Raw genomic sequence first — 24,883 nt, 5'->3', positions numbered from 1 at the left:
CTACGATGATTGCCTCCCCAGTTGACCAGGGAACTTTTGACCAGGGCACTTGAGGCAAGTTCTTCCTATCTCATGAAAATCCTCGCATTGGAAACCAGCGGCAAGTCAGGGTCAGTTGCCCTGTTAGAAGGTCAGCAGCCTGAGACGAAGCTCATTGGGGAAATCGAGCTGCCTAGCGAGACGCGCTCGGCACAGTCTCTTGTGCCGACGCTCGATCACCTGCTGAAGCAAAATGATTGGCAAACGAGTGAGTTGGAGCTGATCTGTGTTTGCACGGGACCGGGTTCGTTCACAGGCCTTAGGGTTGGGGTCACGACGGCTAAGACACTTGCCTACGCCCTTGGCGTGCCGCTCGTCGAGGTCAACACGCTCGCGGCTTTGGCGGTCGGTGTCTCCGTAGAGTTCGAGCGGCTCTGGTGCGTTCTGGACGCGCAGCGACAAGAATTATTTACCTGCTGCTTCAACGTGAATGATTCATTGACACAACAGACGCAGCAGAATGGGGAGTTGCTTTCGGTCGAGACGTTTCTGGCGAAGCTCGAAGCGGGTGACTTTGTTCATGGGCCGGCGGTGGAGAAACTCAGCGAGCGGCTTCCTTCGGATGTTAGAATCATGGAAGCGAACGGCAATCAACCACGAGCGGCGGATGTGGGTACGCTAGGCTACCAGCGGTTCTTGCGTGGTGAAACAGTCGACGCTTTACAACTGGTTCCCAAATATGGAAGGCGGAGCGCAGCGGAAGAAAAGGCGGAAGCCTGAGCCGACTCGCGTAAGCAGTCGGGTTGCAGCGTTCGAGAGTTCAACCCGAGAGCTTATGCTTCTCGGCTCGGGAGCTTACACTGCTTAACTCAAAACGTCGCGAACACTTCGTCGGCCGCGGCGATTGTCTGCTGCAAATCCTCTTCGCTATGCACGGCGGAGAAGAACAACGCCTCGTACTGGCTGCAAGGCATATAGACGCCCCTTTGGATCATGCCCCAAAAATACTTGGCGAAGCGATCTGTGTCGCTTTGGCTCGCAACGCCCCAGTCTTCAACGTGGTGATCGTTGAAGAACAGCGTCATCATGCTACCAACGCGAGCGATCGTGTGTGGAATGCTGTGTCGCTGGGCCGCGGCTCGCATGCCCTCTTCCAGTTTCGCGCCGTAGGCCTCTAGCTGCTCGTAAGGTGGTTGCTCCTTGAGAAGGCGTAGTGTTGCACTGCCCGCTGCCGTGGCCAGCGGATTGCCACTGAGCGTGCCAGCTTGAAAGACTTCGCCAGCTGGGAGGACGTGATTCATCACCTCCTCGCGTCCGCCGTAGGCACCAACCGGGAGTCCACCCCCAACGATCTTGCCGAGAGTCGTCAGGTCGGGCTTCAGTCCAAACAATGATTGCGCTCCACCGAAGGCGACGCGAAAACCGGTCATCACTTCATCGCAAATGAGCAAGGCACCATGCTCTTTGGTCAGAGTATTCAGAGCGTTGCAGAACAACTCGCTTGGCTTGACCACGCCCATGTTGCCGACCACTGGCTCAAGAATCACTGCGGCGATCTTTGAGCCATGCTCGGCGAAGGCTTGCTGCAGACCTTCGACGTCGTTGTATTGATGGACGAGCGTATCTTGCGAAGCTCCGGCAGTGACGCCAGGCGAATTGGGAACTCCCAGCGTTGCTGCCGCACTTCCCGCGGAGACCAACAGGCTATCAACATGCCCGTGGTAGTTGCCGGCGAACTTTACAATCAGGTCACGACCAGTATAGCCACGGGCCAACCGGATGGCACTCATGGTCGCTTCGGTGCCAGAGTTCACGAGCCTTACTTTTTCGATCGACGCCACGGCATCGATGATTTGCTCGGCAATGAGACTTTCCGCTTCGGTCGGTGCGCCAAAGCTAGTACCCGTTTCGAGCACCGCTTGCAAGGCAGCGATCACCTCTGGATGGCGATGGCCAAGAATCATGGGTCCCCAAGAACCGATGTAATCGATGTAGCGGTTGCCATCGATGTCGTAGAGATAGGCCCCATCGCCTCGCTCAATAAACAGCGGCGTGCCCCCAACGGCCCCAAAAGCACGCGCGGGGCTGTTGACTCCGCCGGGCATGAGTTCTTGGGCTCTGGCGAAGTGGGCTTGGCTTTTCTCGTGATTGGTGATCTGGGGCGTACTCATGAATGTCTGTTTTCTGGTGTGTTTGGCCTGCTTTTAGGACATCCCGATGAATCGGGACACGGATGACACGGATTTTTTTAGATTGGGCACTCCTGCCCGATGTTTGGACCTGTCTCCGAACTTATTGCCTTCAGGTAGATTTCGAGTGACGGCCAGGAGTGGCCATCCTACCGTTGATCCGTGTAATCCGTGTCCATAATAACGTAGATCTTCTTATTTTAGTTCTTGAAGTTGTGCTCGCGCAGCCTCGACGATTTCGCTTGCCCAAGGTTTGTCTTCATACAGATCGACAAGTGCCGTGTAGATGGTTTTCGCGGCGGCGGGGTCACTGGCTCGCAGAGAGTTCGCTCGACGAAGACGAGCCTCCAAGGCTGGGAGCTGTTGCTGGGCAATTGCAGCAACTTGCGACTCGAGTTTTTCGAGCTGGCGAGCCGCGAGTTCCAGCCAGCGTCTTTGCTCTTCCTCCAACTCTTTGGCGGCTGGCTGATCGTACAGATCGAGTAGGCCACGCAGCTTGCTTGCCGCTAGGGCCGGATTCTCCTCCTCGACGGCAATCGCCTCGCCGTAGATCTGCTGAATTGGGTGGAGTGAATCGCTCTTCGCAAACAGGGACTCGGCACGGAGTCGCCGGGCCAGTTTGCTCAGCTCGATTTCTTGCTGGATTTCCGCGAAGTCTGGCAGTCGCGGATCGTCAGGGAAGCGCTCGGCAAACTCTTCGACTTCGTCTTCAACCAGACGAAGATCCTTGCCGCCGTTTTCTTCGATGGTGGCTTGGATCGAGGAGTAAAGTTGATCCGCTGACTTCGGTTTGAGCAGCCACCACCCGGTTCCGATGACGGCAGCCAATGAAAAAACGAGACCAGCCACCTGTGCCACAACCGCCCAACGCTCGCCCCGTTGAGCCTTGCTCTGGCGACGAGCCTCTTCGTCGACCGTGGTGAACCTTTTGGCGGGAGCGACCGGCTGGACGGCAGGGCTAGCTGATTCTGTTTCGTCCGCCGCACGCGTTGAATGGCTTGCCAGGGAGTTCGCCACCGTAGCGTTCCGCGGAATCGGCTGGCGTGGCTCGGGAGGTGCCAGCTCGATCTCGTCGGATTCGGCTAAGGTGGGCGCATCGTGAACTTCATCAGGGATGAGCAGATCGACCGAGTCGTCGGAGAGTGACACTTGGCTGTCATGCACGAGTGTTGCATCTTCTTGGATCGTCGAATGCTTCGGGATGCTGGGCTCAGCCGAGCTCTCGGCTGTTCCTTCCGCCTCCTGAAAACGCCGAGAGAGTGCTTTCTCCATCGCCTCCATGTGGCGAGCAAGCACCATGACGTTAGGGAAACGATCGTCGGGCTCTTTGCTCAACAGTTGCTTGATCAATCCTTCGAGATGAGCAGGCGTACGAGGTGCGTAGCGTGTGACGGGCTCTGCCTCAGCGTAACGTTGCATCTGCAACATTTCGGGCATGCTCTTCGCTCGAAACGGCGGGCGGCCTGACAGCAACGCGTACATGACCGAGCCGAGACTATACTGATCGCACTTCTCCGTCACCGGGCGGCCGTCGGCTTGTTCTGGCGACATGTAATCCGCGGTGCCAAGCACTCCGCCGGCGGTGGTCAGTTGCGTCGCTCCGAAGAGGCGAGCGATACCGAAGTCGGCGATTTTGACGCGATTGTCTTGCGTGAGCAAAAGATTTGCAGGTTTGATGTCGCGATGGACAACTCCGTGATCGTGGGCGTGCTTGAGCGCTTTGCAGACTTGGATACCGATCTGAAGCGTTTCGCGCCAATCAAAGCGACGACCGGCGGTAATCTCTTGCTCGAGGCTGGGCCCGTCGACGAGTTCCATCGAGTAGAAAACCACGCCCGAGTCTTCGCCGTAGCCCAAGAGGCGAACGATTCCCGGGTGCTGGAGTATTTTCAGCGATTCGATCTCCGCTTCGAATCGTTCTCGGAAGCCGTCAGCAACTGCTAGCTGCGGGCTGAGCGCTTTGACGGCTACGCGGTTGTCCGTTGATTCTTCTACCGCTTCATAAACCGAGCCCATCCCCCCTTTGCCGATTCGCTTGCCCAGCTTGTATGGGCCTAGTTGTTCGACTTGCATGGGGATTTACCGCGGAGGCAGGGAGGACATGGAGGTTTGCTGGCAGCTTTTAGTTTAACAGTGACGAGTACCCTCAGCTAGCAAGGCTCAAGCGACCTTGTTGCTAGCGGCTAGATTTTCTACAAGCAGCGGCACTATTAACCGCGCCGAGTTTGCGCCGTCAGTACCATGAGGTTTGCGATGAATCGCCGACAAGCTTCGTTTTCTTACCGCTTCGTCATCAGTTGCCTACTCGGAGTCTTGCTCTCGCAGGCAACGATCGCTTGGGGGCAGCAACATTTCCCATATGTCGCATTTGTGAGCGGCGCAAACGCTTTTGTACGCAGCGGCCCGAGTGAACGGCACTATCCGACCAGTTCGCTCACTTCTGGTGCGGCAGTGGAGGTCTTTCGGCATGACGCCGACGGCTGGTGCGCGGTACGTCCGCCCCACAACGCCTTTAGTTTGGTGCCGAAGCAAAGTCTGAGAATCATCGACGAACGAACCGCCGAGGTGATCGTCGATGATGCGGTCGCCCGGGTAGGCAGCCAGCTCTCACCGCAAAAGCAGGCGGTTCAGGTAATGCTTAAAAAAGGTGAGCGAGTGCAACTACTGAGATCGACTTTGCCAGTTGTCGGACAGCAACCTGGAAACGATTGGGTAAGAATCGCACCACCAGCCGGGGAGTTTCGTTGGGTTGCCGCGAAGGACCTTTCCTTGGATCCCCCGCTTGAACCCAACCCGCCCACTCCGACAGTGCCGAGTACGCAACCGTCAACAAGTTCGCCAAAGATGATTTGGCAGTCCTACGGTTCCGCGATCCCGTCGGCACCGCCCTCCCCGGTTCAAAGCGAGAATGCGAACAGCGGCGGCAACGCATTCGCACATCTACGCCATCAAACGATTAGTGCAACAAACCTTGAGCCTATTGCCACAGATTCAATGCACTCAATTGAGATGCATCAAGCGGATGACGAGACCGTGAGAATCGTTGAAGGCTCACCCGCTGAGCTTCAGCTCGCTCAGTATGCCCAGAAATCGGATTCCAAAGAGAAGATCACCGCACCGCCGCTCTACCCGACGCGGAACAGTAACCCGGCTTCTGACATCCTTGCTGATAAGAAGCCGTTGCCCGCAGTGTTCGACACCCCGAAACGTGTCGACTACGACGGTCGCATGCCCCCTCGAATCAAGTTCCGTGACGAGGCTTCGACCTTGCCGGAAAATAAGCGAATCGCGGAGTTGCAGATGCGGCTTTCGCGTGAAGTGATTCAACCGCCGAAGCAGTGGAATCTCATTGCCCTGCGGGAAGAGACCGCGGTTCTGCTTGCGAACGAGCAAGCTCCAGGGGCACGCGAACAGTATCGGGAACTACTGAATCGGATCGCGACGTTCGAGCAAGTTCAAGCACGGTATCAGCAGCCGGTGCTTGCTCCAGCAGCGGTCACTAAAGCAATTGAACCAGCGGCAGTGGAAGCGAAACCGATGCCTGAATTAGGCCAACTCGCGACTGAAGAAGTAGAATTGCCCGAAGTCGCACTGCCGGAGGTCGCATTGACTGAGGAAATTGCTGCTTCTGGTACGAGTGGCCAGTCTCCGGCGCATACTCCTGGGAGTGCTGCAGTCTTGGATAGGATTCGGGAAGACCTGGGAGGTAGGGCGGCTAAGCCGCGAGCGGCGGAGCTGGTGCAGAATCATCGAACGCTCACCCCGGTGCAGGTTGATCCGTTTGAGTCGACGGGGAATCAACTATCAGCCAATGGCACCGAAGAAGCCAAGTACGATGCGGTGGGTATCCTGAAGCCGGTCGTTTCCAAGCGAGCGAAAGCTCCCCGCTACGCTCTGGTCGATCAGAAGGGAGAAGTCGTTTCCTTCGTTACCCCGACTCCCGATGTCAATCTGCAGCGTTATGTTGGGCGTCGCGTCGGCATTCAAGGCAAGCGTGGCTATATGCCGGACTACAAACGGGCACATGTGACGGCGAGTCGTGTGAATATGCTTGGTGGTACGCAACGGCGGTAGCAAGTAGCCACCGTCGCCAGACGGTGGAATCGTTGGCAGCGTTTCCACGTTCTGGCGCACGTGGCTACTGCTCTCGCAGAATCCGACTCGCCAACTTCGCAACGCGGTCGTCGGCATCAACACGGACTCGCTGCTGGGCAATCTGGCGAATGCGTGGGTCGCCGGTTGTTGCGAATGCCGTGAGCGCTGCAAGGCGAATGTCGGCATCAGCGTCTTCGGTCAGCGCGACGAGCAACCGACGTGCGGAGTCAGCAGGCAGGTTCGGGGCGAGCTCCAGCAATCGCCGTCGATCAGCAACCTTGGGGGAACTAATCCGGCGGAAGAGTGTCACTTCCGCATCGCTGTAACCTTTACTGCGAAGTGCTTCTCTCAGAATCGCCGCCCGATAGCGATTCGCTTTTTCGAGTTCCAGGAGCAAATCACGCGAGGAACGACCGGAAAGTTCCCGTAGCAGTTGACGGGCTTCTTCGGGTGAGGGCACGCTGATGGCTTTGTTTGTTGCGCGTTCTGCGATTGTAGGCTCTCGGTCAAAATTTTCTACCAAAGGTTCATCGTTTCCTTGGGATACGTCCTGTTTGGAACGAGCGTTCCACGTGAGCGGCGATCGCTCTGCTTCGTCGGCGTTTCCCGACGCTTGTGGAAGCGGTGTTGCGACTGCTGCTCGCGGCGGATCGCGAAAACGCTCTGGCAGGTCTTCTCCCGACTGCTCGGCAAGAATCGCCATGTCGGGTTGCGGAACGGTAAGCGACTCAGATGAGGCATCGACGAGCTGCGTTGCTACTGGCTGCCGTGGTCGCCGTGCGGGAATGTGTGAAAGCGTCGCATCGCAAGCACTTAAGATCTTTGCTGTCGCTCGTGGCGGAAGGGTTTCCGTCGCGTCGAGCAGATCGAGTGCCAGTTGCTCCGCCCACTGCTGTCCGGCCGGTCCAAGCCGGTGAGCATGCATTGAGAGGGAATCGGCGAGCATAACCAAACTGTCTGTCACCTGCTCGTCAGCCAACTGCTCGTTCTGAAGCGTCCGCCAGTGTGCGAGCAACATCGTCAGTTGCTGTTGGGCCACATCCGCGGAGGTGATTTGCTCAGAAGAGGCAATCCGCGTTAGTTCGACAATGGCTGGCTGCTCCAGCTCGCCCAGTTTGCGGACTGCTATCGCGCTGGAACTGGCAGTGCCCGACTCAGCCGTTGCTACTAACGCCTCGACAACGCGCTGTTGCTGCCAGTTTGCAACCATGGGCCAAGCCGACCAAAGCAGCGCGACGATCGCCACGACCGCGAAGAACGCGGCTAGTCTTTTCGCTTCGGCTTTGTCAAACCACGGCGGTAGTGGGTCGGCATTCATGGGCGGATTCTCTTGAAAGCCGCAAAACGGGGCAATACCTTTCTCTCAGAGCCTTCCTGCCATCAATGCATCCGCCAGTTCGGGCCTAACGGCTTATTTTCAAGTTCGCACTTGGAGACGGGCCGCCCTGCAAGCTAAAATGGGACTAGGCGGTTTTGATTTAAAGCAAGAGCAGGCAACGGTTTCCGACGCGGAAGGCCGCTGCCGATCCGCCTCCGCGTGTTTCTCGACTGACCCAGGCACAAGCGACCGTACCTCTCGATGGCAGCCTCTCCTACTGCTGGCAGCAAGCACTTTGCTGCCGTCGAACGAGATCGGACGCTGCTCTCGCCCAGCTTTCTCGGGCTGCTCGTCACCCAACTGTTGGGGGCATCCAACGACAATATTCTCCGTTGGTTGATCATCGGAGTGGGGAAGCAGCACGTCGAGCAATCGGGCGTGGGGATGATCCTGGCGGCGGGGACGGTCGCTTTCGTGTTGCCCTACCTGTTGCTCGCGGCTCCCGCGGGTTATCTGGCGGACAAGTTCAGCAAGCGGCAGGTGATCGTCGCTTGCAAGCTGGCGGAAATCGTCATCATGATGCTGGCCGTCGGGGCGATTCTTGTTGGCCAGGTCTGGTTGCTGCTGGTCGTACTGGGACTGATGGGTGCCCAAAGTGCGTTATTCGGTCCGTCGAAGCTGGGCAGTATTCCGGAAATCTTGGAAGAGAGTCGCATCTCTGCCGCCAACGGCCTAATTGGTCTGACAACAGTCATCGCCACAGCCGTCGGTTCCGTCGTGGGAAGCGTTCTCGCCGACAAGACGGGAGCGTTTGGTCAGGAGCGTTGGTGGCTCTCGGCGATGGTGCTGATCGGCGTCGCGGCAGTAGGTTGGGCGACCAGTCTGCTCATCAAGCCGCTGCCCCCGGCTGATCCCCAGCGGAAGTTCCCTCGGGATGCCTTCCAACAGACTTTTCGCGATCTACGAACGCTGGCAAAGACGCCCGGCATGTTGCGGGTGGCGATCGGGATTGCCTTCTTCTGGTCGCTGGGAGGTTTGGCGAATCTGAATATCGATCAGTTTGCCGTCGAGGGAGGAAGCAGCCGTCAGAGCCAGATGGCTGGTCTGCTCGTTGCACTAGTCGTGGGCGTGGGAGCAGGAAGTGTCTTGGCTGGCGTGTGGTCGAAGGGAAAAGTCGAACTGGGAATCCTGCCCCTCGGGGCGGGCGGCTTGGCGTTTTGCGCACTGATGCTGTTCACGGTGGAGGGGGAACTCTACACGCCCAGTGGGAGTTGGACGCTCAGCTATGTCGCCGCGAGCCTGCTGCTTTTCTTGCTCGGTTTCTCTGGCGGGCTCTTCGATGTGCCTTTGGCCGCGTACATGCAACGGTACAGCCCGGCCCGCGAACGCGGTTCAATTTTGGCGGCAAGTAATTTCATTACCTTCGCTGGGATTCTGCTCGCGTCGGTAGCCTTCATGCTGTTTCGATTGCCGACGAAAGAGTCGTCCCTAGAAAACGTTATCGTCGACATGCCTGCCGAGTCGGTTGAGAAGCAATTGGCCGCCGATCTCTGGAAAGAGATGAGCGAGATCAAGCAGTCGAAGCAGCCTCTCGACAAGTCGACCTTTGAAGAGCGCTATCCGGAACAGACCGCTGTCGTCGATGCCGTTTACGACGAGATCAACGGGCATCCCTTCATGACTGCACGGCAGATCTTCCTGCTGTGTGGCGTGCTGACGATTCCGGTTTTCGCTTACATTGTCGTTTCGATACCGCAGGCCTCGATTCGTTTCCTGGCGTGGCTCATCACGCATACGTTCTATCGAATCAAATTGAAGCAAGTTGAGAATCTGCCAGAAGAGGGAGCGGCGTTACTCGCGCCCAATCATGTTTCTTGGCTTGATGGGTTGCTGTTAGTGGCCATCTCCCAACGCCCCGTGCGGATGATTATCGCAGGGAACATGGTCGGCAGTTGGTGGTCGCACGGCATCGCGCGGATCATGGATGCAATTCCGATCAAACGCTCGCCCAAGGCGGCCCGCACGGCAATAAGCACAGCACGCGAAGCGCTCAACAATGGCGAGCTTGTTTGTATCTTCCCGGAAGGGGCCATCACGCGTAGTGGCCAGCTTCAGCCGTTCCGGCCTGGGATGCTGGAAATCCTCAAGGGGACCGAGGCTTCTGTCCTACCGGTCTATCTGGATGAGCTGTGGGGCAGTATCTTTACGTTCCGTGGCGGCCGCTTCTTTTGGAAATGGCCTCAACTTAGCCCTCGCCGTGTCTCGATTTGGTTCGGCGAACAGATCTCTTCCCCAAAGAACATTTACGAGGTTCGCGATGCCGTGCAGCAGTTGAGTGCCACGGCTGCGACAGAACGAAAGCAACACGCTATGATTTTGCCTCGCGCGATGATTCGCAAATGCCGCAAGTCGTTGTTCCGTTGGAAGATCGCCGACTCGACCGGTGCTGGCCTCACGGGCGGGCAGATTCTGCTGAAGACATTCGTCTTACGGCGGTTGCTGCAGCGCGAGGTCTTCACGGCTGAGGAGAAGTACGTCGGCCTCTTGATTCCTCCTTCGACTGGTGCCGTGGTCGTCAACAACGCGGTGACGCTCAGCGGCAAGGTGGCGTGTAACCTTAACTACACGGTCTCCTCCGACGTGATGAACCGCTGTATCGAGAAGGCGGGTATCAAGCATGTGCTGACCACGCAGAAGGTGCTCGATAAGCTCGATATGCAGATTGATGCAGAAATTGTGCTGCTCGATGAATTCAAGGACAAGGTAACCCTCTCAGATAAGCTGACCGCCGCCACGATGGCCTTTGCGACACCGGCGTTCATGCTGGATTCGATTTTGGGCCTCAACCGGCTAACTGGCGACGATGAACTAACGGTGATCTTTACCTCAGGAAGCACCGGCGACCCGAAGGGTGTCGTGCTCACCTTCCACAACGTCGGCTCGAACGTCGATGCGATCGATCAAGTCATCCACCTCACCAAGGATGACTGCGTGCTTGGTGTCGTTCCGTTCTTCCATTCGCTTGGCTTCACGGTCACGCTGTGGACGATCATGGGATTGGATGTTCGCGCGGCATATCACTTCTCGCCGCTGGATGCGAAACAGATTGGCAAGCTTGCCAAGGCACGCGATGCGACGGTGATGCTCGCGACGCCGACCTTCTTGCGAAATTACCTACGACGCTGCGACCCGGCGGACTTCGAGAAGCTGGAAATCGCTGTCGGCGGCGCTGAGAAACTGCCGGTGCCGTTGTGCGAGGCCTTCGAGCAGAAGTTCGGCGTGCGGCCCGTCGAAGGCTACGGTACCACGGAGCTATCGCCGCTGGTTTCGGTGAACGTGCCGCCGAGTCGTTCGCATCACGATCAGATCGATCTCAAAGAAGGCACAGTCGGGCGGCCCGTGCCAGGTGTGGCGGCGAAGATCGTTGACCCCGACACGAATGAAGACTTGCCCGTGGACACCGCCGGCATGTTGTTGGTGAAAGGTCCCAACGTGATGAAGGGCTACCTCAACCAACCTGACAAGACGGCCGAAGTGATTCGCGATGGTTGGTACGTTACGGGCGACATTGCCAAGATCGACAAGCATGGATTCATCGAAATCACCGGGCGTTTGAGCCGCTTCTCAAAAATCGGCGGCGAGATGGTGCCGCACTTGAAGGTCGAGGAAGCAGTTGCCGATTATGTGGCCGATGGCAACGAGGACGAAGTCTTGGTCGTCGTCACGTCGGTTCCGGATGAGAAAAAGGGCGAACGGCTGATCGTCCTGCACAAGAAGATCAACTACACGCCGGAGCAGATCATCGAGCATCTCAGGGGTGTAGGCTTGCCGAACATTTACATTCCCAGCAAAGACAGCTTCCTTGAAGTCGAAGAGATTCCGCTGCTGGGCACGGGTAAGCTCGACTTGAAGGGAGTGAGCGACTTGGCGTGGGAACGGTTTGGGGACAAGTAGCTCAGGCCTCCTGGCCCGTCAGTATGGTGCAAATCAACACCCACAACCCCGAAGGGGTGTAAGTAAGTTAGCCCAGGGCAAGGTCGAGCGAGCCCCAGCGAGCTTGGCCGCAGCCCTGGGATAAGGTTGAGCCCTATGAGCGACCGAGCAGGAAGGCCTGACTACCAGCGGCACCTTGGCGAGGTCGCAACAGGCCGAGGCAAACCTTTCCCGTTTCGACCTCGATTACGCTCTGCGATACTCACGACTCTCTACTCGGTCGATTCTTGTTTGCTGGCAGTCACCCAGGGCTGCGACCACACTCGCTGGGGCTCGTGATGGCCTTGCCCTGGGCTATGGTATTGCCGCCCCTTCGGGGCTGGGATTAGAAAACCTACCCCAAACTAATTGCCTGGAGGCCAAAGCTACTTTCTGGCTGACCTTGTCACAGCACTCGCCTGCCGCAAACCGGCCCCGGCTTCGGCGCACTCGTGGGCGATGCGGACCAGTTTGTTTTTGCGGGCCGCATCGACGCGGTCCAGATCTTCCGCTAGCCGGGCGATCGTCTGAGGACGGTTCTCTGCCGTGTACGAGAAGTTGCTGATGAACGTCATCGTATCGACGAAGTTGCGATCGGTCGTTTTCCCTACCCAAGGATGAACCGCCTTGGCAAGGATCTCCAAACTCGGTCGATCAATCCGCACGAAGGTATCCATGCGAGCCGCCACGTAGTGACGCCCGTTGGTCTCCTGCATTGATCCGCTGGTAAGCAGCAATACGCAACTGGCAGTCACGGGACGCGTAAACGGCTTCCCCTCGTAACGCCCCTCGGAATACATGACGATTCGATTCTGCGCGCCGGGTTCGCATAGTTGCTCGACAATAACGAGCGTTCCCGTGGTGCCCATGCCATCGGTGAGGTCCAACGTGTTTGGTCCAGTGCGCACGAGTTGAACTTTGCTGACGCCGAGCTTCCGCCAGATTTCGACGAGAACTTCAGGGTTCTGAGCCAGCATCGTAAACATCTCCGGCTGACAATCCACCACTTCAGTTGGCAGCCGCCGGTAGATGCTCGGATCTTTGAGAACCTGGCTGACTTTTCCACGGTACTCGCGCGAGACGCGGCTGAGCGGGATGGCTCTGCGAGCCGCTTCCCGTGCCTGGTCAGAAGTCGTCGAGGGCGTACTCGCGTTGGCAGCGAAAAGAGTAGCGGCTTGCCCCCCTATGACGACCAAAAAAGTCGCCAGGAAGCCGCCTAATCTCCAAGAACCCAGTCTTTTCGTATGCGAGAGACATGGACGCCGAGCGCGTACCTTCCTCTCAGTTCGCCCGCAAGCTGGGCGCAGTATTCCTAGCATTGATCCCCCCTTATGGATCGATCCCGCACGTGTGAAACGTTGCCGGTCGTAATGATTATTCGGCCAAGAAGGGAGGGTGACCGCAGCCTAATTGAGAAGATGGTAGGAGACGCGGTGCTAGCAATCTGTAGCTCGGGCCTCCAGGCCTGAGACTCACTTATTGATAGCTCACGATTCCCGGGAAGTGAGAATCTCTGAACGGGATTATCGCCTTCTCATGTCGGAAACGTCTTGCGACTCAGGCCTGGAGGCCCGAGCTACTTTAGCCGGCTTTCTTCATTTCTTCTGCAGGAAGCTTCTTGATCCGCATGTTGCGATACCAAACGAGGTCGCCGTGATCCTGCAAGGCGATGTGCCCTTCACGATTCTTGGCGAACTTCTCCCAAGTAGCGAACTTGCTCGCCTTGAGGCGGCGATTCCATTCGTCTCCGTCCCGGACCGCGTCGACGATTTTCTTGCCGTTGAGCCAGTGTTCGATGCGATTGCCAGCGACGACGATGCGGCTGGTGTTCCACTCGCCCACGGGTTTGACGACCTTCTTGTTGGCCGGGTACATCGCATAGAGTGCGGCAGCCGAAGTCAGGTCGCTTTTGCCGTCGCTGTGCTTCGTGTGATCGAGGATCTGGTATTCCATGCCCGTGAAGTAGGGTTGGTTGTCTCCAAGACCGACATGATAGAGAACACCGCTGTTACCCCCCTCGGAGATCTTCCACTCGAAACGAAAATCGAAGTTCTCGAATTTTTCGACGGTGACGATATCGCCACCGCCGCCTGCCCGATGGAGGACACCATCGGCGAGCTTCCAATGTTCCGGCCAAGTCTTCTTGTTGTAGCCGACCCAAAGTTTCTCGGCATCGTCGCCCAACAAGGGCGTGAAGCCGGTCTCTTTCTCAGGCTTCTTCCCGCTCTTGGCTTCGTGGTGGTCGGCCTGGGCGTTCATACTGAGCGATAGGAGTAAAGTCGCAATACAAAGAGAAAGAAGAGTCTTGGGCATGTGAGCTTTCCTTTTAACGAATCGATGATCAAGGTTTGCAGGAATTCAATATAAGACTACGATTCCTTGCAAGCAATTGTGCGATTCTGCACTAGTCCGCGAGCACGACAATACTAGGTTGGCTCGCGCGGAATTCTGCTCGAAGATCACCGCGCGAGAAGTAGCTCGCAGGCTAATTATTTGGTTACTTACAAAAGCAACATATCTTGATCGACTTCCTCACTGCTTGCTGGTTCGGCGTTATCGGCGCATGCGTTGGGAGCTTTCTCAACGTCGTCGCCTACCGTATGCCGCTGGGCATGAGCGTCATCTGGAAACCTTCGCACTGCCCGAAATGCAAGACACAGATTCTCGCCCGCGATAATGTGCCCGTATTGGGCTGGCTGTGGCTGAAAGGAAAGTGCCGCGCTTGCAGCGAGCCGATTTCGCCTCGCTATGCAATAGTGGAAGCGGTGATGGGGCTCACCTTTTTCGTGCTGTGCTATGCGGAGGTATTCAGCGGCGGGGCAAACTTACCGACCGGGCCTCTGACTGAGGGGCGTGGGGCGCTGGAGAATGTGATTGAGCCGAATTGGACGGTGCTGGGGGTGTATGGGTTTCATTGTGCCGCCTTGTGTTTTCTTATGTGCTTACTATTGATTGACCTTGATGGCCGTCCCCTTACGTGGCAGCTATTCGCACTCTTTTTTGCAGCCGTAGTATTCAGGTATGGGTGGCAATTCAAGTTTTACGAAACAAGTAACGAGAAGCTTTCCATTACCGCACAGGCGTTAGTCGGACTTGCAGTCATAATACTCGGTGCATTTAGTCAATCAAGAAAGCAAGATTTCTACTCATTTCTATTTGCATTCCTTACGCCGATGTTAATTTTTGGGAAGGGTTGCTTCACAGTGTGGATCTTAGCCGCATGCTTCTTGTTACTCTTTATTCGAAGGAATGCGGAAGGGAAATTTTTCGTCAGAAGAGGGACCATCACTAGCATCTACGTTGCTTCGATCCTCCAAATTATTTTTTGGAAACAACTACACGCACTCATCAGTTCCTAACCGCAGTGCCACCCACCCCTGAGTTGACTGCCACGACACAAGCCTGAGACATAACGTACGCCGAAGGCGTTACGCACCATAGCCTAGGGTTGGTCGCAGCGAGCCTAAGCGAGCGAAGACCTACCCTAGGAAACAAGAAGTAGACGATTAGCGACCGAGCGAAACGCGTCGACTACCAGCGGCGGATTGTCGAGGTCGCAATGTGCCGAGGTTTGTCGCTCACATTTCGACCTCGGCTAGGCTAAACGGCAGGCAACACTCTTTGCTCGGTCGATGAGAACATCGTCAACTAAACCTAGGGTAAGCCAAAGCTCGCTGGGGCTCGCTGTTGGCTAACCCTAGGCTATGTTGCGTAACGCCTTCGGCGTAGTGTTCCCGCTTGGAACTAAGTTTGGCGAGTTCCTCGCGAGGCGTAGCTCGCGGGTTAATTTGTTTTTCTAAGCAGCTTAGCCACTTCTAAAGCAAAGTAAGTCAGCACCCCATCCGCACCCGCACGCTTGAACGCAAGCAGACTCTCCAGCATCACCTTCTCGCGGTCGAGCCAACCGTTTTGGGCTGCCGCGTTGAGCATCGCGTATTCGCCGCTGACTTGGTAAGCGAAGGTGGGGACGGCGAACTCCTGCTTCACGCGCTGCACGATGTCGAGGTACGGCATGCCCGGTTTGACCATCACGCTGTCGGCTCCTTCGGCGATGTCGAGGGCGACTTCGCGGAGGGCTTCGTCAGTGTTCGCGGGGTCCATTTGGTAGGTGCGTTTATCGCCGCTGCCGAGGTTGCCGCTTGAACCGACGGCGTCGCGGAACGGGCCGTAGAATGCCGAGGCATACTTGGCGGCGTAGGCCATGATCTGCACGCTTTGATAGCCACCTTCGTCGAGCGATTTACGAATCACCCCGATGCGGCCGTCCATCATGTCACTGGGGGCGATGATGTCGCAACCTGCCTCGGCTTGCACGAGTGATTGCTTGCACAGCATCTCCAGCGTCTCATTATTCACCACGTATCCGTCGCGAACCAAACCATCCTGACCATGGCTGGAATAAGGGTCGAGCGCCACGTCGCAAATCACGCCGACGGAGTCGCCGTGAGCCGCCTTCACGGCTCGAACGGCACGGCAGACGAGGTTCTCGGGGTTAATTGCCTCTTCGCAGCCTTCGGTCTTGAGCGCCGGGTCCGTCGCGGGGAACAAGGCGACGGCGGGAATCCCCAACTGAACCGCTTCGCCGACTACCTCAACAACAAGATCGATCGAGAGCCTTTCAACGCCGGGCATCGAAGGGACTGGCTCGCGCCCGTTCTCTCCCTCACGGATGAACAGCGGCCAGATGAGGTCGCTCACCGAAAGCTGATTCTCGCAAACCAAACGGCGCGACCAATCATGCCGCCGCAGGCGACGCATGCGGGTTGAGGGAAAGAAACCTAATTGGGATGGCATAAAGAACTCACAAGAGAAACTCAAATTTGGACACGGATTACACGAATGTCACGGATTTATTTTGAACAGAAGGTAACAGAGAGAACAGAGTAATGGACCTTAATACTCTCTGTTTCCTTAGTTACCTCCTGTTAGAAAATCAGTGACATCCGTGTAATCCGTGGCCCATATTTCAAGCTTAGAGACTCGGAAAATTCAGACTCTGGTAAGTTATTCATTATTCTTGCCGCTCTGCTTAAAATCTAGGACGAGCAACTGTCTTCCTCGCAAACAATGCCGACTATGCCTGAAGAACCGCAGATTCAACTTGGTCCGTTCGACTTCAAGTCGGCAGCGGTACGTATGAAGGGGAAACCTGCGTTGGAGCAGTGGCGAGGGCCTTTGCAGTTTGCTTTGTGGAGCCAACGAGCCAGTCCCTGGTGGATTGGGGACATGATCAACGCGGGCGAGGACCTGTTCGGCGAGGAATTTGGCGAAGTCTGCGGCGATACGCTCTCCACCGAAATGGTCAGCCGTTACGCATCGGTCGCTCGCCGCGTGCCCCCGCAGAATCGCCGACCTGCCCTATCTTGGAGTGCCCACGCGGCAGTGGCCCGCTTGCCGCATGTGCATCAACGCCGCCTGCTGGCCGAAGCGGAGAAGCGAGGGTTGAACAGCGATGAACTACGCAAGCGAGTTCAAGCGTTGGTGAAAGAGTTAGGGCGGGATTGAAATAGAAACTGAAGAGAGTACTCCGGCGAGCTGTTAGCTCGCGGCTAATTGAGGTAGGGGAAATTTCTATGTCACGTTACGATTCGATGACTTACAACCGCTGTGGAAACAGTGGCCTAAAACTCCCAGCCGTCTCTTTAGGGCTTTGGCATAACTTCGGCGGTGTCGATGATCAGCAAGTGGCGCGCGACATTGTCTGGCGGGCGTTTGATCGCGGTGTGACGCATTTTGATTTGGCGAACAACTATGGCCCGCCGCCGGGCTCCGCCGAGGAGAACTTCGGCAAGATGTTAGCCGGTGACTTAGCAGCCCATCGCGATGAGCTGATCATCAGCACCAAGGCGGGCTACACGATGTGGGACGGGCCCTACGGAGACTGGGGATCACGGAAATACCTGCTGGCGAGTTTGGATCAGAGCCTCACGCGGATGGGACTCGAGTACGTGGACATTTTCTACTCACACCGTCCCGATCCAGAGACCCCGCTGGAAGAAACAATGGGCGCACTCGCCAGTGCAGTCCAGCAAGGAAAAGCCCTGTATGTGGGCATTTCCAACTACAAATCGAAGAAGACACGCAAGGCGGCCAAGCTGCTCAAGGAAATGGGCTGCCCACTGCTGATCCACCAGCCGCGGTACTCGATGTTCGACCGTTGGGTGGAAGAGGATGGACTACTCGAAACGCTTGAGGATGTTGGCGCGGGTTGCATCCCGTTCTCTCCGCTCGCTCAAGGGCTGCTCACGGACCGTTACCTGGACGGTATCCCCGCAGATTCGCGGGTCGCCAAAGAACACGGCTTTCTTTCTGAAGATCAGTTGACCAAAGACGTCCTCAAGCAAATCCGCAAGCTACACGAACTTGCTCAAGGCCGTGGTCAATCGCTCGCACAGATGGCGCTCGCTTGGGTCCTTAGGCGACCGGAAGTTACCACCGTGCTGATTGGAGCGAGTAGCGTGAAGCAGCTTGATGACAATCTTGACTGCCTCGACAAACGCGAGTTCGAGAAGGACGAACTCGCGCAGATCGAAGCGATCCTCAACTGAGCGACAAGCTCTAGCAAGTTTTTCGGCGAGTGGCGAAACCGACCATTGCTAGCCCAGCCAACATTGCTGTGGTTGGCTCCGGAATAAATGAGAAGTTCGTGAAGATTTCTCCAAAAAAGCCGCCAGCGGGGTCCGGTTCGATATCGAACATGGAGAAATTGAAGATTACCGGGTCGAGAATCTCATCACCGACACCGTCTCCATCAATGACAACAAAATCAAGAGAAACTGGCACGCCATCAAGGAAGCCGAGCTCGGGAAAGTCAGGGAAATCCGTGTCGTCGTCTTCGATGAAAGTTTGGCCTAAGAAGGTAAAGCTCAAGCTGAAGTCTGGTGGCACGAGAAACTCTTCATCTATCCCTGTGATCAGTGCGTCGTCATAGGTGAAAGTTGCCGTGGCGGTCGCGCCCATCGCGTCGCCAAACAGCACTTCGCCAGTTAGTGTTTCCGTGATCAATACTCCGAAAGCATCGGCGGGCACAACACAGACAGCAACCGCTGCCAGAAGTGCAATTATTCTTTGGCTCATTAGCTCACCCCTCAAGAAAAATTGACAGAGAAACGCTACGGAAGCCCGCAGTGGCTAGTGGTGAGAATAACCGACGCATGAGTTAAGTCAAGCAATCCTACCCTGCGCTCACTAAAACAACTCTATCATCGGCGTTTTCTGTATTTCACACGGCGATGGCTATGCGTAGAGATGTGCTCCAAGTAGTCCCTCGCTTGCTGCTCGATAAGCAACTTGTGAGGAAGTACCGCCTCAACAGTCGTGACAGAGACTACCAGCAGAAGGAGACAGAACCAGCCTGCCACGACGATCACGACCAATTTCTGAAAAAGAACGTGCCCACTTGGGGTTCCGATGAAGAGATAACCACAGGCCGCAAAAATCACCGCTAGAGTAGCGATCGTCGAAACGATTCGGGAGAAACCATTCAGTCGCGAACCTAGCAGATAGAAGAGCATCACAACCAGCAGCAGCGTTGATAGCAACCAGAGACCAAGTGAAGCCAAATGGCCAACCAGTTGCTGGTCGTAGGGTGTCAGTCCTAGGCCAATCAACCCGCCAGCAGAAAGTACTCCTGCAGACCGAACGATCTGCTGTCCCTCCTCAAGCATGCTAGGCATTGCGAGGAAAAATGGGATAAGCAGCAGGCCCAGCAGAATAATCGATTGATTGAAATACTTTGCTGAGGTCGTATTGTCTTGGTGTGTGCGCGTAGCCGTGCAACCTAGGTCGCTCAGGAATTGCTCACTGGCAGAATACCCACCTGGGTAATGCTGAATCGCTGAAATCGTACAAAAGCAGAACTGTGCAATGCCGACAAAAGCCAGCAGACCGAGCAGCAAATTAGCGCGCTGGATGACCACCGCAGCTGTGCTCCTGTTCAATTGCCTAAGGAATCAATGCACTCGACCGCCCACATGCTCAGGCGAGTCGGCTTTCTCTGTCTGAGATTGCTGCTCATAAGGCATTAGGATTTCATCCGGTTCCAAGCCAGCGATGCTCTTGAAGCCCCCTTCGCCGATAGCAGCGCCGAGCTGGGTGACCTTCTTGAAAAACTTGTTCGAGTGACGGCGACCGGTGTACTTTTGCTGCAACTGCTCGCACATTACGTCTGCTGCTTTACGCACCAACTCGTCGGCGTGGCGGCTGCCGTAGAGGCTGGTGCAGAGCATGGTAATCAAGTCTTGGCAGCGTTGGCTTAGCTCTGCCATGCGGCACTGGCGATCGGCGAGCGACAATTGGAACTTGCTCATCGTGTCGGAGATCTCGACCGACATTTTTTGCAAGTTCGTACACGCGAACTCGGCGTGTCTGCGTAGCTCACTAGGCATATTGGGAAGCTGGCTGCTGGCGGTCGGCAACAGTTTGCGGGCGACCAACCACTTCAAGTATGGGAACACCACTCCCTTGAGAGCCCAAGCGTGGGCCGGGTTGAGTGGGTTCGGTTTCTTGATGCCTGCTGCAGCCAGAGCTTTACCGACGGGCTCGAAATACGTTTTGCCGTGATCTTTCACCAAGGATTTGAAAAACGCCATGGCGAGCATTTCCCCTTCACCCTCGTAAATGCATGGGGCAAGATACTCGTGAACGTTGTCGCCGAAAAGGTGGCCATGTAGGAAAGAACGACCGCCGTGGGTTTTCATGAATAATTCAATCGCGGCGTGCTTTTGAGCTTCGCTACCAAAAATCTTGGCGATCACACATTCCATTTCGCCACGATAGCCTTGATCGATCAAACCTGCGCACCAAGCAACGAGTGCATCGCAGGCGACAATCAGCCCGGCCATTTCGCCCATGCGACGTTGCACAAGTTCACGTTTGGCGATCGCCTCGCTGTAGGTAACGCGGAAGTTCGCCCAGGGGATCATGCTGGCGAGCATGATTCGCATCGTGCCGGCCGCGTTGGCACAAAGCGAGACACGACCGAGATTCAAACCGTGATAGGCAATCGTCAGGCCATCGCCCTTGGTGGGAGTTAGCAAGTTCTCCTTGGGGACGTGGAAGTCCTTGAAGATAATTCCTTGATTGAATGTATGCTTGAGCGCCCAGAGGCCGTACTTGCGGAGTTGGAAGTTCTCGTTTTCTTCCGTGGGAAGATCAACGATCAGCACAGCGGGCTTCTCTTCGATCAAACAGACCAGCCCAATCGTGCGGCCAGGAACCACATTGGTAATGAACAGCTTCTCGCCGTTCACGACATAATGGTCACCCTCTAACTTGGCAGAAGTGCGCAATGCGGTAAGATCGCTGCCGGCGCAGGGCTCGGTAAGTGCGAACGCACTGAGTCGGTCGCCGTTACCAAGGTCGGGCAAGAAGCGTTGCTTCTGCTCGTCCGTGCCGAACGTCCGCACAGGATCAACCGCACCGATGCAACCGTGAACTGAGGCAAGGCCTGCGATCGTCGGATCGAGCATCGCCATTTCTGTCAGAAACGGCGCGAAAGAGGCGAAGGGCGTGCCGCTGCCGCCGAACTCGCGGTCGACCAAGAGGCCCCAATAGCCAACCTCGGCTAAGTCGCCCATCACTTGATCGGTGATCTTACCATTAGCATCAAGAACCGTGCCTGCATCACGGTGCTTACGTACCACGGCCAGAGAATCATCCATGACCTTCCGAACATCGGCAGGCGTTGCGTGCTCGGCACTTTGAAAGAGTTCGACCGGAACACCACGTTCCCAGACCGCACGGTGCGCGGGGCTATTGACGGTTTGATATTGCGGTGCGAAGAGGGACTCGACCTGATCGTCTGCCTTGTCGATCGCCCCGGTGCGGCGCGCTTCATCATCGCTCTTGCCGCCCAGCTTGAGGGCAGTTTCGGCGAAGGAAGCTTCGTGATCTGAGGTCTGATCGGTCTCAGTGGGTGGGGGCGATTGGGTGCTCATCGTGAACCTCTTTCGGTGCTTTTGTTCTCCGTCTCAATTATACCACTTCATACAAGTATCGAAGGCCGTGGTTATGACAGTGCACGAACAAACGGTACTTATAAGTAGAACAGAACGCACAATGCCACCAGGACACGCTGGTGAACTTTGCCTTGAGTTTTGCTATGCTCAAGGATTCTTGACCGCTCATTGATTCTCCTAGAAAGATCGTTTCCCCTGATGAACGACCCTCGCATCACGAAGCTCGCCAACTTACTGCTTGACCATAGCTGTGAGATCAAAAAGGGCGAGAAAATTCTTATCGAAGCTTTCGACTTGCCAGAGCCCAATCTCGTCTGTGCGTTAGTCGAAGGAGCCGCCGAGCGGGGAGCGATTCCTCTTGTCACGACCAAGCAAAATGCCGTCTTGCGTTCGCTCTACCAAACGGCCACCGAAGAAAGCATGAAGGCCGCGGCGGAGTTTGAAGGAGCCCGCATGAACGCTTGTCAGGCTTATGTCGGTATCCGCGGCGCTGCCAACAGTAGTCAGTTCGCAGATGTGCCGCACGAGCGGATGGACTTGTTTCAAAAGCATTGGTGGAAACCCGTGCATGGTAGTATTCGTGTCCCCGATACGAAGTGGGTCGTGCTGCGGTATCCAACCGACTCGTTCGCGCAGGCGGCAAACATGAGTACCGCTGCCTTTGAAGATTTTTACTTTGATGTCTGCACCGCCGACTATGCGGCGATGGGGCGAAACCAGGAGCCACTGGTCAAGCGAATGGAAGCAGCTGATCAGGTGAAGATCATCGCGCCCGGCACGGAGCTGGCGTTCAGCATCAAAGACATCCCCGTGATTCCTTGCAATGGTGATCGGAACATCCCCGACGGCGAAGTCTTCACCGCCCCCGTGCGCGACAGCATCAACGGGGTGATCAAGTTCAATACGCAATCACGCTATCAAGGAACGGTGTTCAGCGATATCGAGTTCGAATTCAAAGACGGTCAAATCATCCGGGCTGAATCGAACGACACTGAGCGGCTCAACGCAATCCTCGACTCTGACGAAGGTGCCCGCTACTGCGGCGAGTGGTCGATGGGAACGAACAACCGCGTGCGGCATCCGATGCTTGACACGTTGTTCGATGAAAAGATCGGCGGCAGTTTCCATCTCACCCCGGGACAAGCCTACGATGAAGCGGACAACGGAAACGACAGCCAGATCCATTGGGACCTGGTTCTAATCCAGCGTGAGGACTACGGCGGGGGCGAAATCTACTTCGACGATGAGCTCGTCCGCAAGGACGGCTTATTCGTGCCAGAAGACTTGCAGGGGCTGAACGAAGGGCTTTAGTTGCCCTTCGATTCAGGTTGATCTTCGGACTTGGCCGGCCCTGTGACGATGATGTCGTCGATTGGGTTGGCCCCGGGGGGATCGGTCTTACCGTCATTGCCAACACTTAGCAGGGTGAAGTTACCTTTGGAGTCGACTACGTAAGCAAGTTGAGTGTCTGAAAAGGGGTCATCAAGAAACCAGTTGCCGGCACTGTTCTCCAAATCCCTAAGTTCTTGAGGCAGAACGCCGTGTTTGAGCCAGTGCGACTGCAACATGACTTGCACAGTCATGACACGATACCTGGCGAGCCAGTAGCGATGCCGCCGCTGCTCCCAAGAAAAAGGATCGCGTCCTGACCACTCCGTCAGCAAAACGTTGAGGTGCGACATCCAATTACGATTCGCTTCGGCGATCCGCCGCCCCGTAATTTTTTCATTGACTGGCCGAATGTCTTCTCGCAACTTGGTCAACCTAGCCGAAAAGTCTTCACACTCCTCGGCTGTTAAGCGTGACAGGAACCTCGGTAATTCCGCTTCAACTTCCGAAAGACCGTAGCCCTCGAACGGATAAAACCAGTTCGCCAACGTCTCCGTTCCTCGCCCAGCTTTCAATTCGTACTCGATCAGCATGGCTGCATGGCTCGCTGCTTGAGAGGCGGAACCTAGGCGAGACTCATAGTCGAGGGAAAAAAGGATAGCGAAAAAGTTGTTGTAAGTGGCATTCGACAGTCGTAGAACTTCGTCCACTGAAGTTCCATCTGCTTGAAGTGGCCAGTAGCACTCCTTTTTCAGACCGAGTTGCGCAAGCGAGAGTACCGGCTCCCAATCCCTGACAAGCTGGCCGCGTTTCTCATCGCTGATGCTCTGCCAGTTGCTATACATGATCTGGGAGTCTCCTTTGATCATCGCGCCGGCAGTGGCGAAATCGTCATATCCATTCGGCACCGGCAACTCAACGGTTGGTAATTCCGGCGGCGTTAGGAGTCGATAAAAAACGTAAACCAGCGGAACGACTACGGCGAGTAATGAAGCAACCAACCCAGTCCGAGCTAGCGCCTGCCAACGTGACGTACTTTGCTGCTCCTGCTCGTCTTGGCTTGCGAACCAGCCACTTGCTTTTGCGGTGATCAGTGAGGCAAGAATAATCGTAATCGCAAGTCCCAGAATGGGGGCGTTCACCACAACCCATTGCGATACCGCATCCCATTTGTAGCTCTCCAGTAACTCCTCTTGCCAACGACCACCCGTTAAGTAGGTACTGAGCGTCGTCTCAACAACTCTCAGAAAATGATAAAAACTCACAAAGGGGACGAAACCTAATGCCGTGACAATCAAGCGTGTTAGCAAACGGGCTCGACCAAACACCAGCCACAAACACCCCAGGGCTAACAACGCCGGCGCAACACCGTTGACGATCATCCAGGCCCAAGTGTGGGCACTCAGCTCGGGTGCCTTCGCCGCCACGGCAGAAATTACGGCGACAACAACTGTCAGCAGCAGCGCCGTCTCCAATGAGAATTGAGGTCGCCAATTTGGTTTCTTCCTGGCAAGCCAAACCCCGGTGACGATCACGGTGACAAGTAGGCCAAATTCGATGACAACTTCGTAGGCCGGTATCAGCAAAGCTGAAAGCAGGCAAATGCAGACGACAGAAAACCGCAGAAACCAATGTCGTCGGACCACGGCAGCCCAGATGCCTAGCAGGGCAAAGAACGAGGCGCTTAGGGCGTCGAGGATCTGGTGGGCGTCCACTTTCTAGCGAGTGCGAAAGGAGTAACGGGCCAATCGTTAAAGACAACCGTGAGCCAATGACTTGAATGGGAAAGCTAGGTCGTTCCGAGGTTGGCAATCACTCTCCTATTCTACCACAACGCCCACAACAGCCCTGCTAGAAGCAAAAGGACGACTGTGATCTTGCTCCGACGGTGGGCTGTTCCCACAGCCTCTACTTTTCCACAACAAGCATCTCCAGAACCTGAATGCTCGTGGACTAAGTCTGCGGACATCGTCTCGCTCTTCCCCTCAGCACGTGCCCAGCTTTCGATCGCATTAGGCGCGTTCGTTCGATTTAGGTCGTGG

The 24,883-nt window shown here is 56.1% G+C and carries 17 protein-coding genes; 7 read left to right on the top strand and 10 right to left on the bottom strand.

Annotation, left to right across the window (positions count from 1 at the left end; all coding sequences use genetic code 11):
* The first annotated feature begins 72 nt into the window (after positions 1–72).
* Entirely contained in the window at positions 73–759 is a 687-nt protein-coding gene (gene tsaB / locus RIB44_05070) for a tRNA (adenosine(37)-N6)-threonylcarbamoyltransferase complex dimerization subunit type 1 TsaB (protein ID MEQ8615946.1), read from the top strand.
* 89 nt (positions 760–848) lie between these two features.
* Here tsaB and hemL read toward each other — a convergent pair whose 3' ends face one another.
* Both hemL and RIB44_05060 read right to left on the bottom strand, forming a co-directional pair.
* On the bottom strand, positions 849–2,150 hold the full coding sequence (gene hemL / locus RIB44_05065) for a glutamate-1-semialdehyde 2,1-aminomutase (protein ID MEQ8615945.1): 1,302 nt from the start codon (positions 2,148–2,150) through the stop codon (positions 849–851).
* Between the two features lie 213 nt (positions 2,151–2,363).
* Positions 2,364–4,241: a protein kinase gene (locus RIB44_05060; protein ID MEQ8615944.1), complete on the bottom strand. Its 1,878-nt coding sequence runs from the start codon at positions 4,239–4,241 to the stop codon at positions 2,364–2,366.
* A 180-nt stretch (positions 4,242–4,421) separates the two neighbouring features.
* Here RIB44_05060 and RIB44_05055 point away from each other — a divergent pair, with 180 nt between their 5' ends.
* Positions 4,422–6,242 (top strand): hypothetical protein, encoded by a 1,821-nt coding sequence (locus tag RIB44_05055; GenBank protein MEQ8615943.1) that lies wholly within the window; start codon positions 4,422–4,424, stop codon positions 6,240–6,242.
* 64 nt (positions 6,243–6,306) lie between these two features.
* On the opposite strand, the gene RIB44_05050 is transcribed toward RIB44_05055, so the two are convergent.
* Positions 6,307–7,581, bottom strand: a complete 1,275-nt coding sequence (locus RIB44_05050) for a hypothetical protein (protein ID MEQ8615942.1) — start codon at positions 7,579–7,581, stop codon at positions 6,307–6,309.
* Positions 7,582–7,842: 261 nt separating this feature from the next.
* Between RIB44_05050 and RIB44_05045 the strand changes: the two genes are divergently transcribed.
* On the top strand, positions 7,843–11,535 hold the full coding sequence (locus tag RIB44_05045; GenBank protein MEQ8615941.1) for an MFS transporter: 3,693 nt from the start codon (positions 7,843–7,845) through the stop codon (positions 11,533–11,535).
* A 404-nt stretch (positions 11,536–11,939) separates the two neighbouring features.
* On the opposite strand, the gene RIB44_05040 is transcribed toward RIB44_05045, so the two are convergent.
* A complete protein-coding gene (locus RIB44_05040) occupies positions 11,940–12,749 on the bottom strand; it encodes a hypothetical protein (GenBank protein ID MEQ8615940.1) in 810 nt (269 codons plus the stop codon).
* A gap of 385 nt (positions 12,750–13,134) precedes the next feature.
* A complete protein-coding gene (locus tag RIB44_05035; GenBank protein ID MEQ8615939.1) occupies positions 13,135–13,866 on the bottom strand; it encodes a DUF1080 domain-containing protein in 732 nt (243 codons plus the stop codon).
* A 206-nt stretch (positions 13,867–14,072) separates the two neighbouring features.
* On the opposite strand from RIB44_05035, the gene RIB44_05030 reads away from it, so the two are divergent.
* Complete coding sequence (locus tag RIB44_05030) at positions 14,073–14,912, top strand: prepilin peptidase (protein MEQ8615938.1); 840 nt, start codon at positions 14,073–14,075, stop codon at positions 14,910–14,912.
* A 424-nt stretch (positions 14,913–15,336) separates the two neighbouring features.
* Here RIB44_05030 and hemB read toward each other — a convergent pair whose 3' ends face one another.
* A complete protein-coding gene (hemB, locus tag RIB44_05025; GenBank protein MEQ8615937.1) occupies positions 15,337–16,347 on the bottom strand; it encodes a porphobilinogen synthase in 1,011 nt (336 codons plus the stop codon).
* A gap of 282 nt (positions 16,348–16,629) precedes the next feature.
* On the opposite strand from hemB, the gene RIB44_05020 reads away from it, so the two are divergent.
* Positions 16,630–17,058, top strand: a complete 429-nt coding sequence (locus tag RIB44_05020) for a hypothetical protein (protein ID MEQ8615936.1) — start codon at positions 16,630–16,632, stop codon at positions 17,056–17,058.
* A gap of 68 nt (positions 17,059–17,126) precedes the next feature.
* Positions 17,127–18,101, top strand: coding sequence for an L-glyceraldehyde 3-phosphate reductase (gene mgrA / locus RIB44_05015; protein MEQ8615935.1), 975 nt, complete (start codon positions 17,127–17,129; stop codon positions 18,099–18,101).
* A 10-nt stretch (positions 18,102–18,111) separates the two neighbouring features.
* Here the strand turns inward: mgrA and RIB44_05010 are convergent, their stop codons facing one another.
* The 3 genes from RIB44_05010 to RIB44_05000 form a co-directional block, all read right to left on the bottom strand.
* On the bottom strand, positions 18,112–18,630 hold the full coding sequence (locus RIB44_05010) for a PEP-CTERM sorting domain-containing protein (protein ID MEQ8615934.1): 519 nt from the start codon (positions 18,628–18,630) through the stop codon (positions 18,112–18,114).
* 125 nt (positions 18,631–18,755) lie between these two features.
* Positions 18,756–19,472 carry a hypothetical protein gene (locus RIB44_05005; protein ID MEQ8615933.1) on the bottom strand — a complete coding sequence of 239 codons (717 nt, stop codon included), beginning with the start codon at positions 19,470–19,472 and terminating at the stop codon, positions 18,756–18,758.
* Between the two features lie 33 nt (positions 19,473–19,505).
* Positions 19,506–21,491, bottom strand: a complete 1,986-nt coding sequence (locus RIB44_05000) for an acyl-CoA dehydrogenase family protein (protein MEQ8615932.1) — start codon at positions 21,489–21,491, stop codon at positions 19,506–19,508.
* A gap of 219 nt (positions 21,492–21,710) precedes the next feature.
* Between RIB44_05000 and RIB44_04995 the strand changes: the two genes are divergently transcribed.
* Positions 21,711–22,823: an aminopeptidase gene (locus tag RIB44_04995; protein ID MEQ8615931.1), complete on the top strand. Its 1,113-nt coding sequence runs from the start codon at positions 21,711–21,713 to the stop codon at positions 22,821–22,823.
* Here the strand turns inward: RIB44_04995 and RIB44_04990 are convergent.
* Positions 22,820–24,556: a hypothetical protein gene (locus RIB44_04990; GenBank protein MEQ8615930.1), complete on the bottom strand. Its 1,737-nt coding sequence runs from the start codon at positions 24,554–24,556 to the stop codon at positions 22,820–22,822. The two genes, RIB44_04995 and RIB44_04990, sit on opposite strands and share 4 nt — an antisense overlap.
* Positions 24,557–24,883 lie beyond the last annotated feature (327 nt).

This window comes from Lacipirellulaceae bacterium, assembly GCA_040218535.1.
GTDB lineage: Bacteria > Planctomycetota > Planctomycetia > Pirellulales > Lacipirellulaceae > Adhaeretor.
Note: the sequence above shows the minus strand (reverse complement) of the source record. Positions and strands in the feature narration are given on the sequence as shown.

Excerpts from the sequence above, each read along its gene's own strand:
- RIB44_05050 (MEQ8615942.1), bottom strand. The coding sequence starts at position 7,581 with ATGAATGCCGACCCACTACCGCCGTGGTTTGACAAAGCCGAAGCGAAA.
- RIB44_04995 (MEQ8615931.1), top strand. The coding sequence starts at position 21,711 with ATGAACGACCCTCGCATCACGAAGCTCGCCAACTTACTGCTTGACCAT.
- tsaB (MEQ8615946.1), top strand. The coding sequence starts at position 73 with ATGAAAATCCTCGCATTGGAAACCAGCGGCAAGTCAGGGTCAGTTGCC.
- RIB44_05020 (MEQ8615936.1), top strand. The coding sequence starts at position 16,630 with ATGCCTGAAGAACCGCAGATTCAACTTGGTCCGTTCGACTTCAAGTCG.
- mgrA (MEQ8615935.1), top strand. The coding sequence starts at position 17,127 with ATGTCACGTTACGATTCGATGACTTACAACCGCTGTGGAAACAGTGGC.
- hemL (MEQ8615945.1), bottom strand. The coding sequence starts at position 2,150 with ATGAGTACGCCCCAGATCACCAATCACGAGAAAAGCCAAGCCCACTTC.
- RIB44_05010 (MEQ8615934.1), bottom strand. The coding sequence starts at position 18,630 with ATGAGCCAAAGAATAATTGCACTTCTGGCAGCGGTTGCTGTCTGTGTT.
- RIB44_05055 (MEQ8615943.1), top strand. The coding sequence starts at position 4,422 with ATGAATCGCCGACAAGCTTCGTTTTCTTACCGCTTCGTCATCAGTTGC.
- RIB44_05035 (MEQ8615939.1), bottom strand. The coding sequence starts at position 13,866 with ATGCCCAAGACTCTTCTTTCTCTTTGTATTGCGACTTTACTCCTATCG.
- RIB44_05060 (MEQ8615944.1), bottom strand. The coding sequence starts at position 4,241 with ATGCAAGTCGAACAACTAGGCCCATACAAGCTGGGCAAGCGAATCGGC.
- RIB44_05000 (MEQ8615932.1), bottom strand. The coding sequence starts at position 21,491 with ATGAGCACCCAATCGCCCCCACCCACTGAGACCGATCAGACCTCAGAT.
- hemB (MEQ8615937.1), bottom strand. The coding sequence starts at position 16,347 with ATGCCATCCCAATTAGGTTTCTTTCCCTCAACCCGCATGCGTCGCCTG.
- RIB44_05045 (MEQ8615941.1), top strand. The coding sequence starts at position 7,843 with ATGGCAGCCTCTCCTACTGCTGGCAGCAAGCACTTTGCTGCCGTCGAA.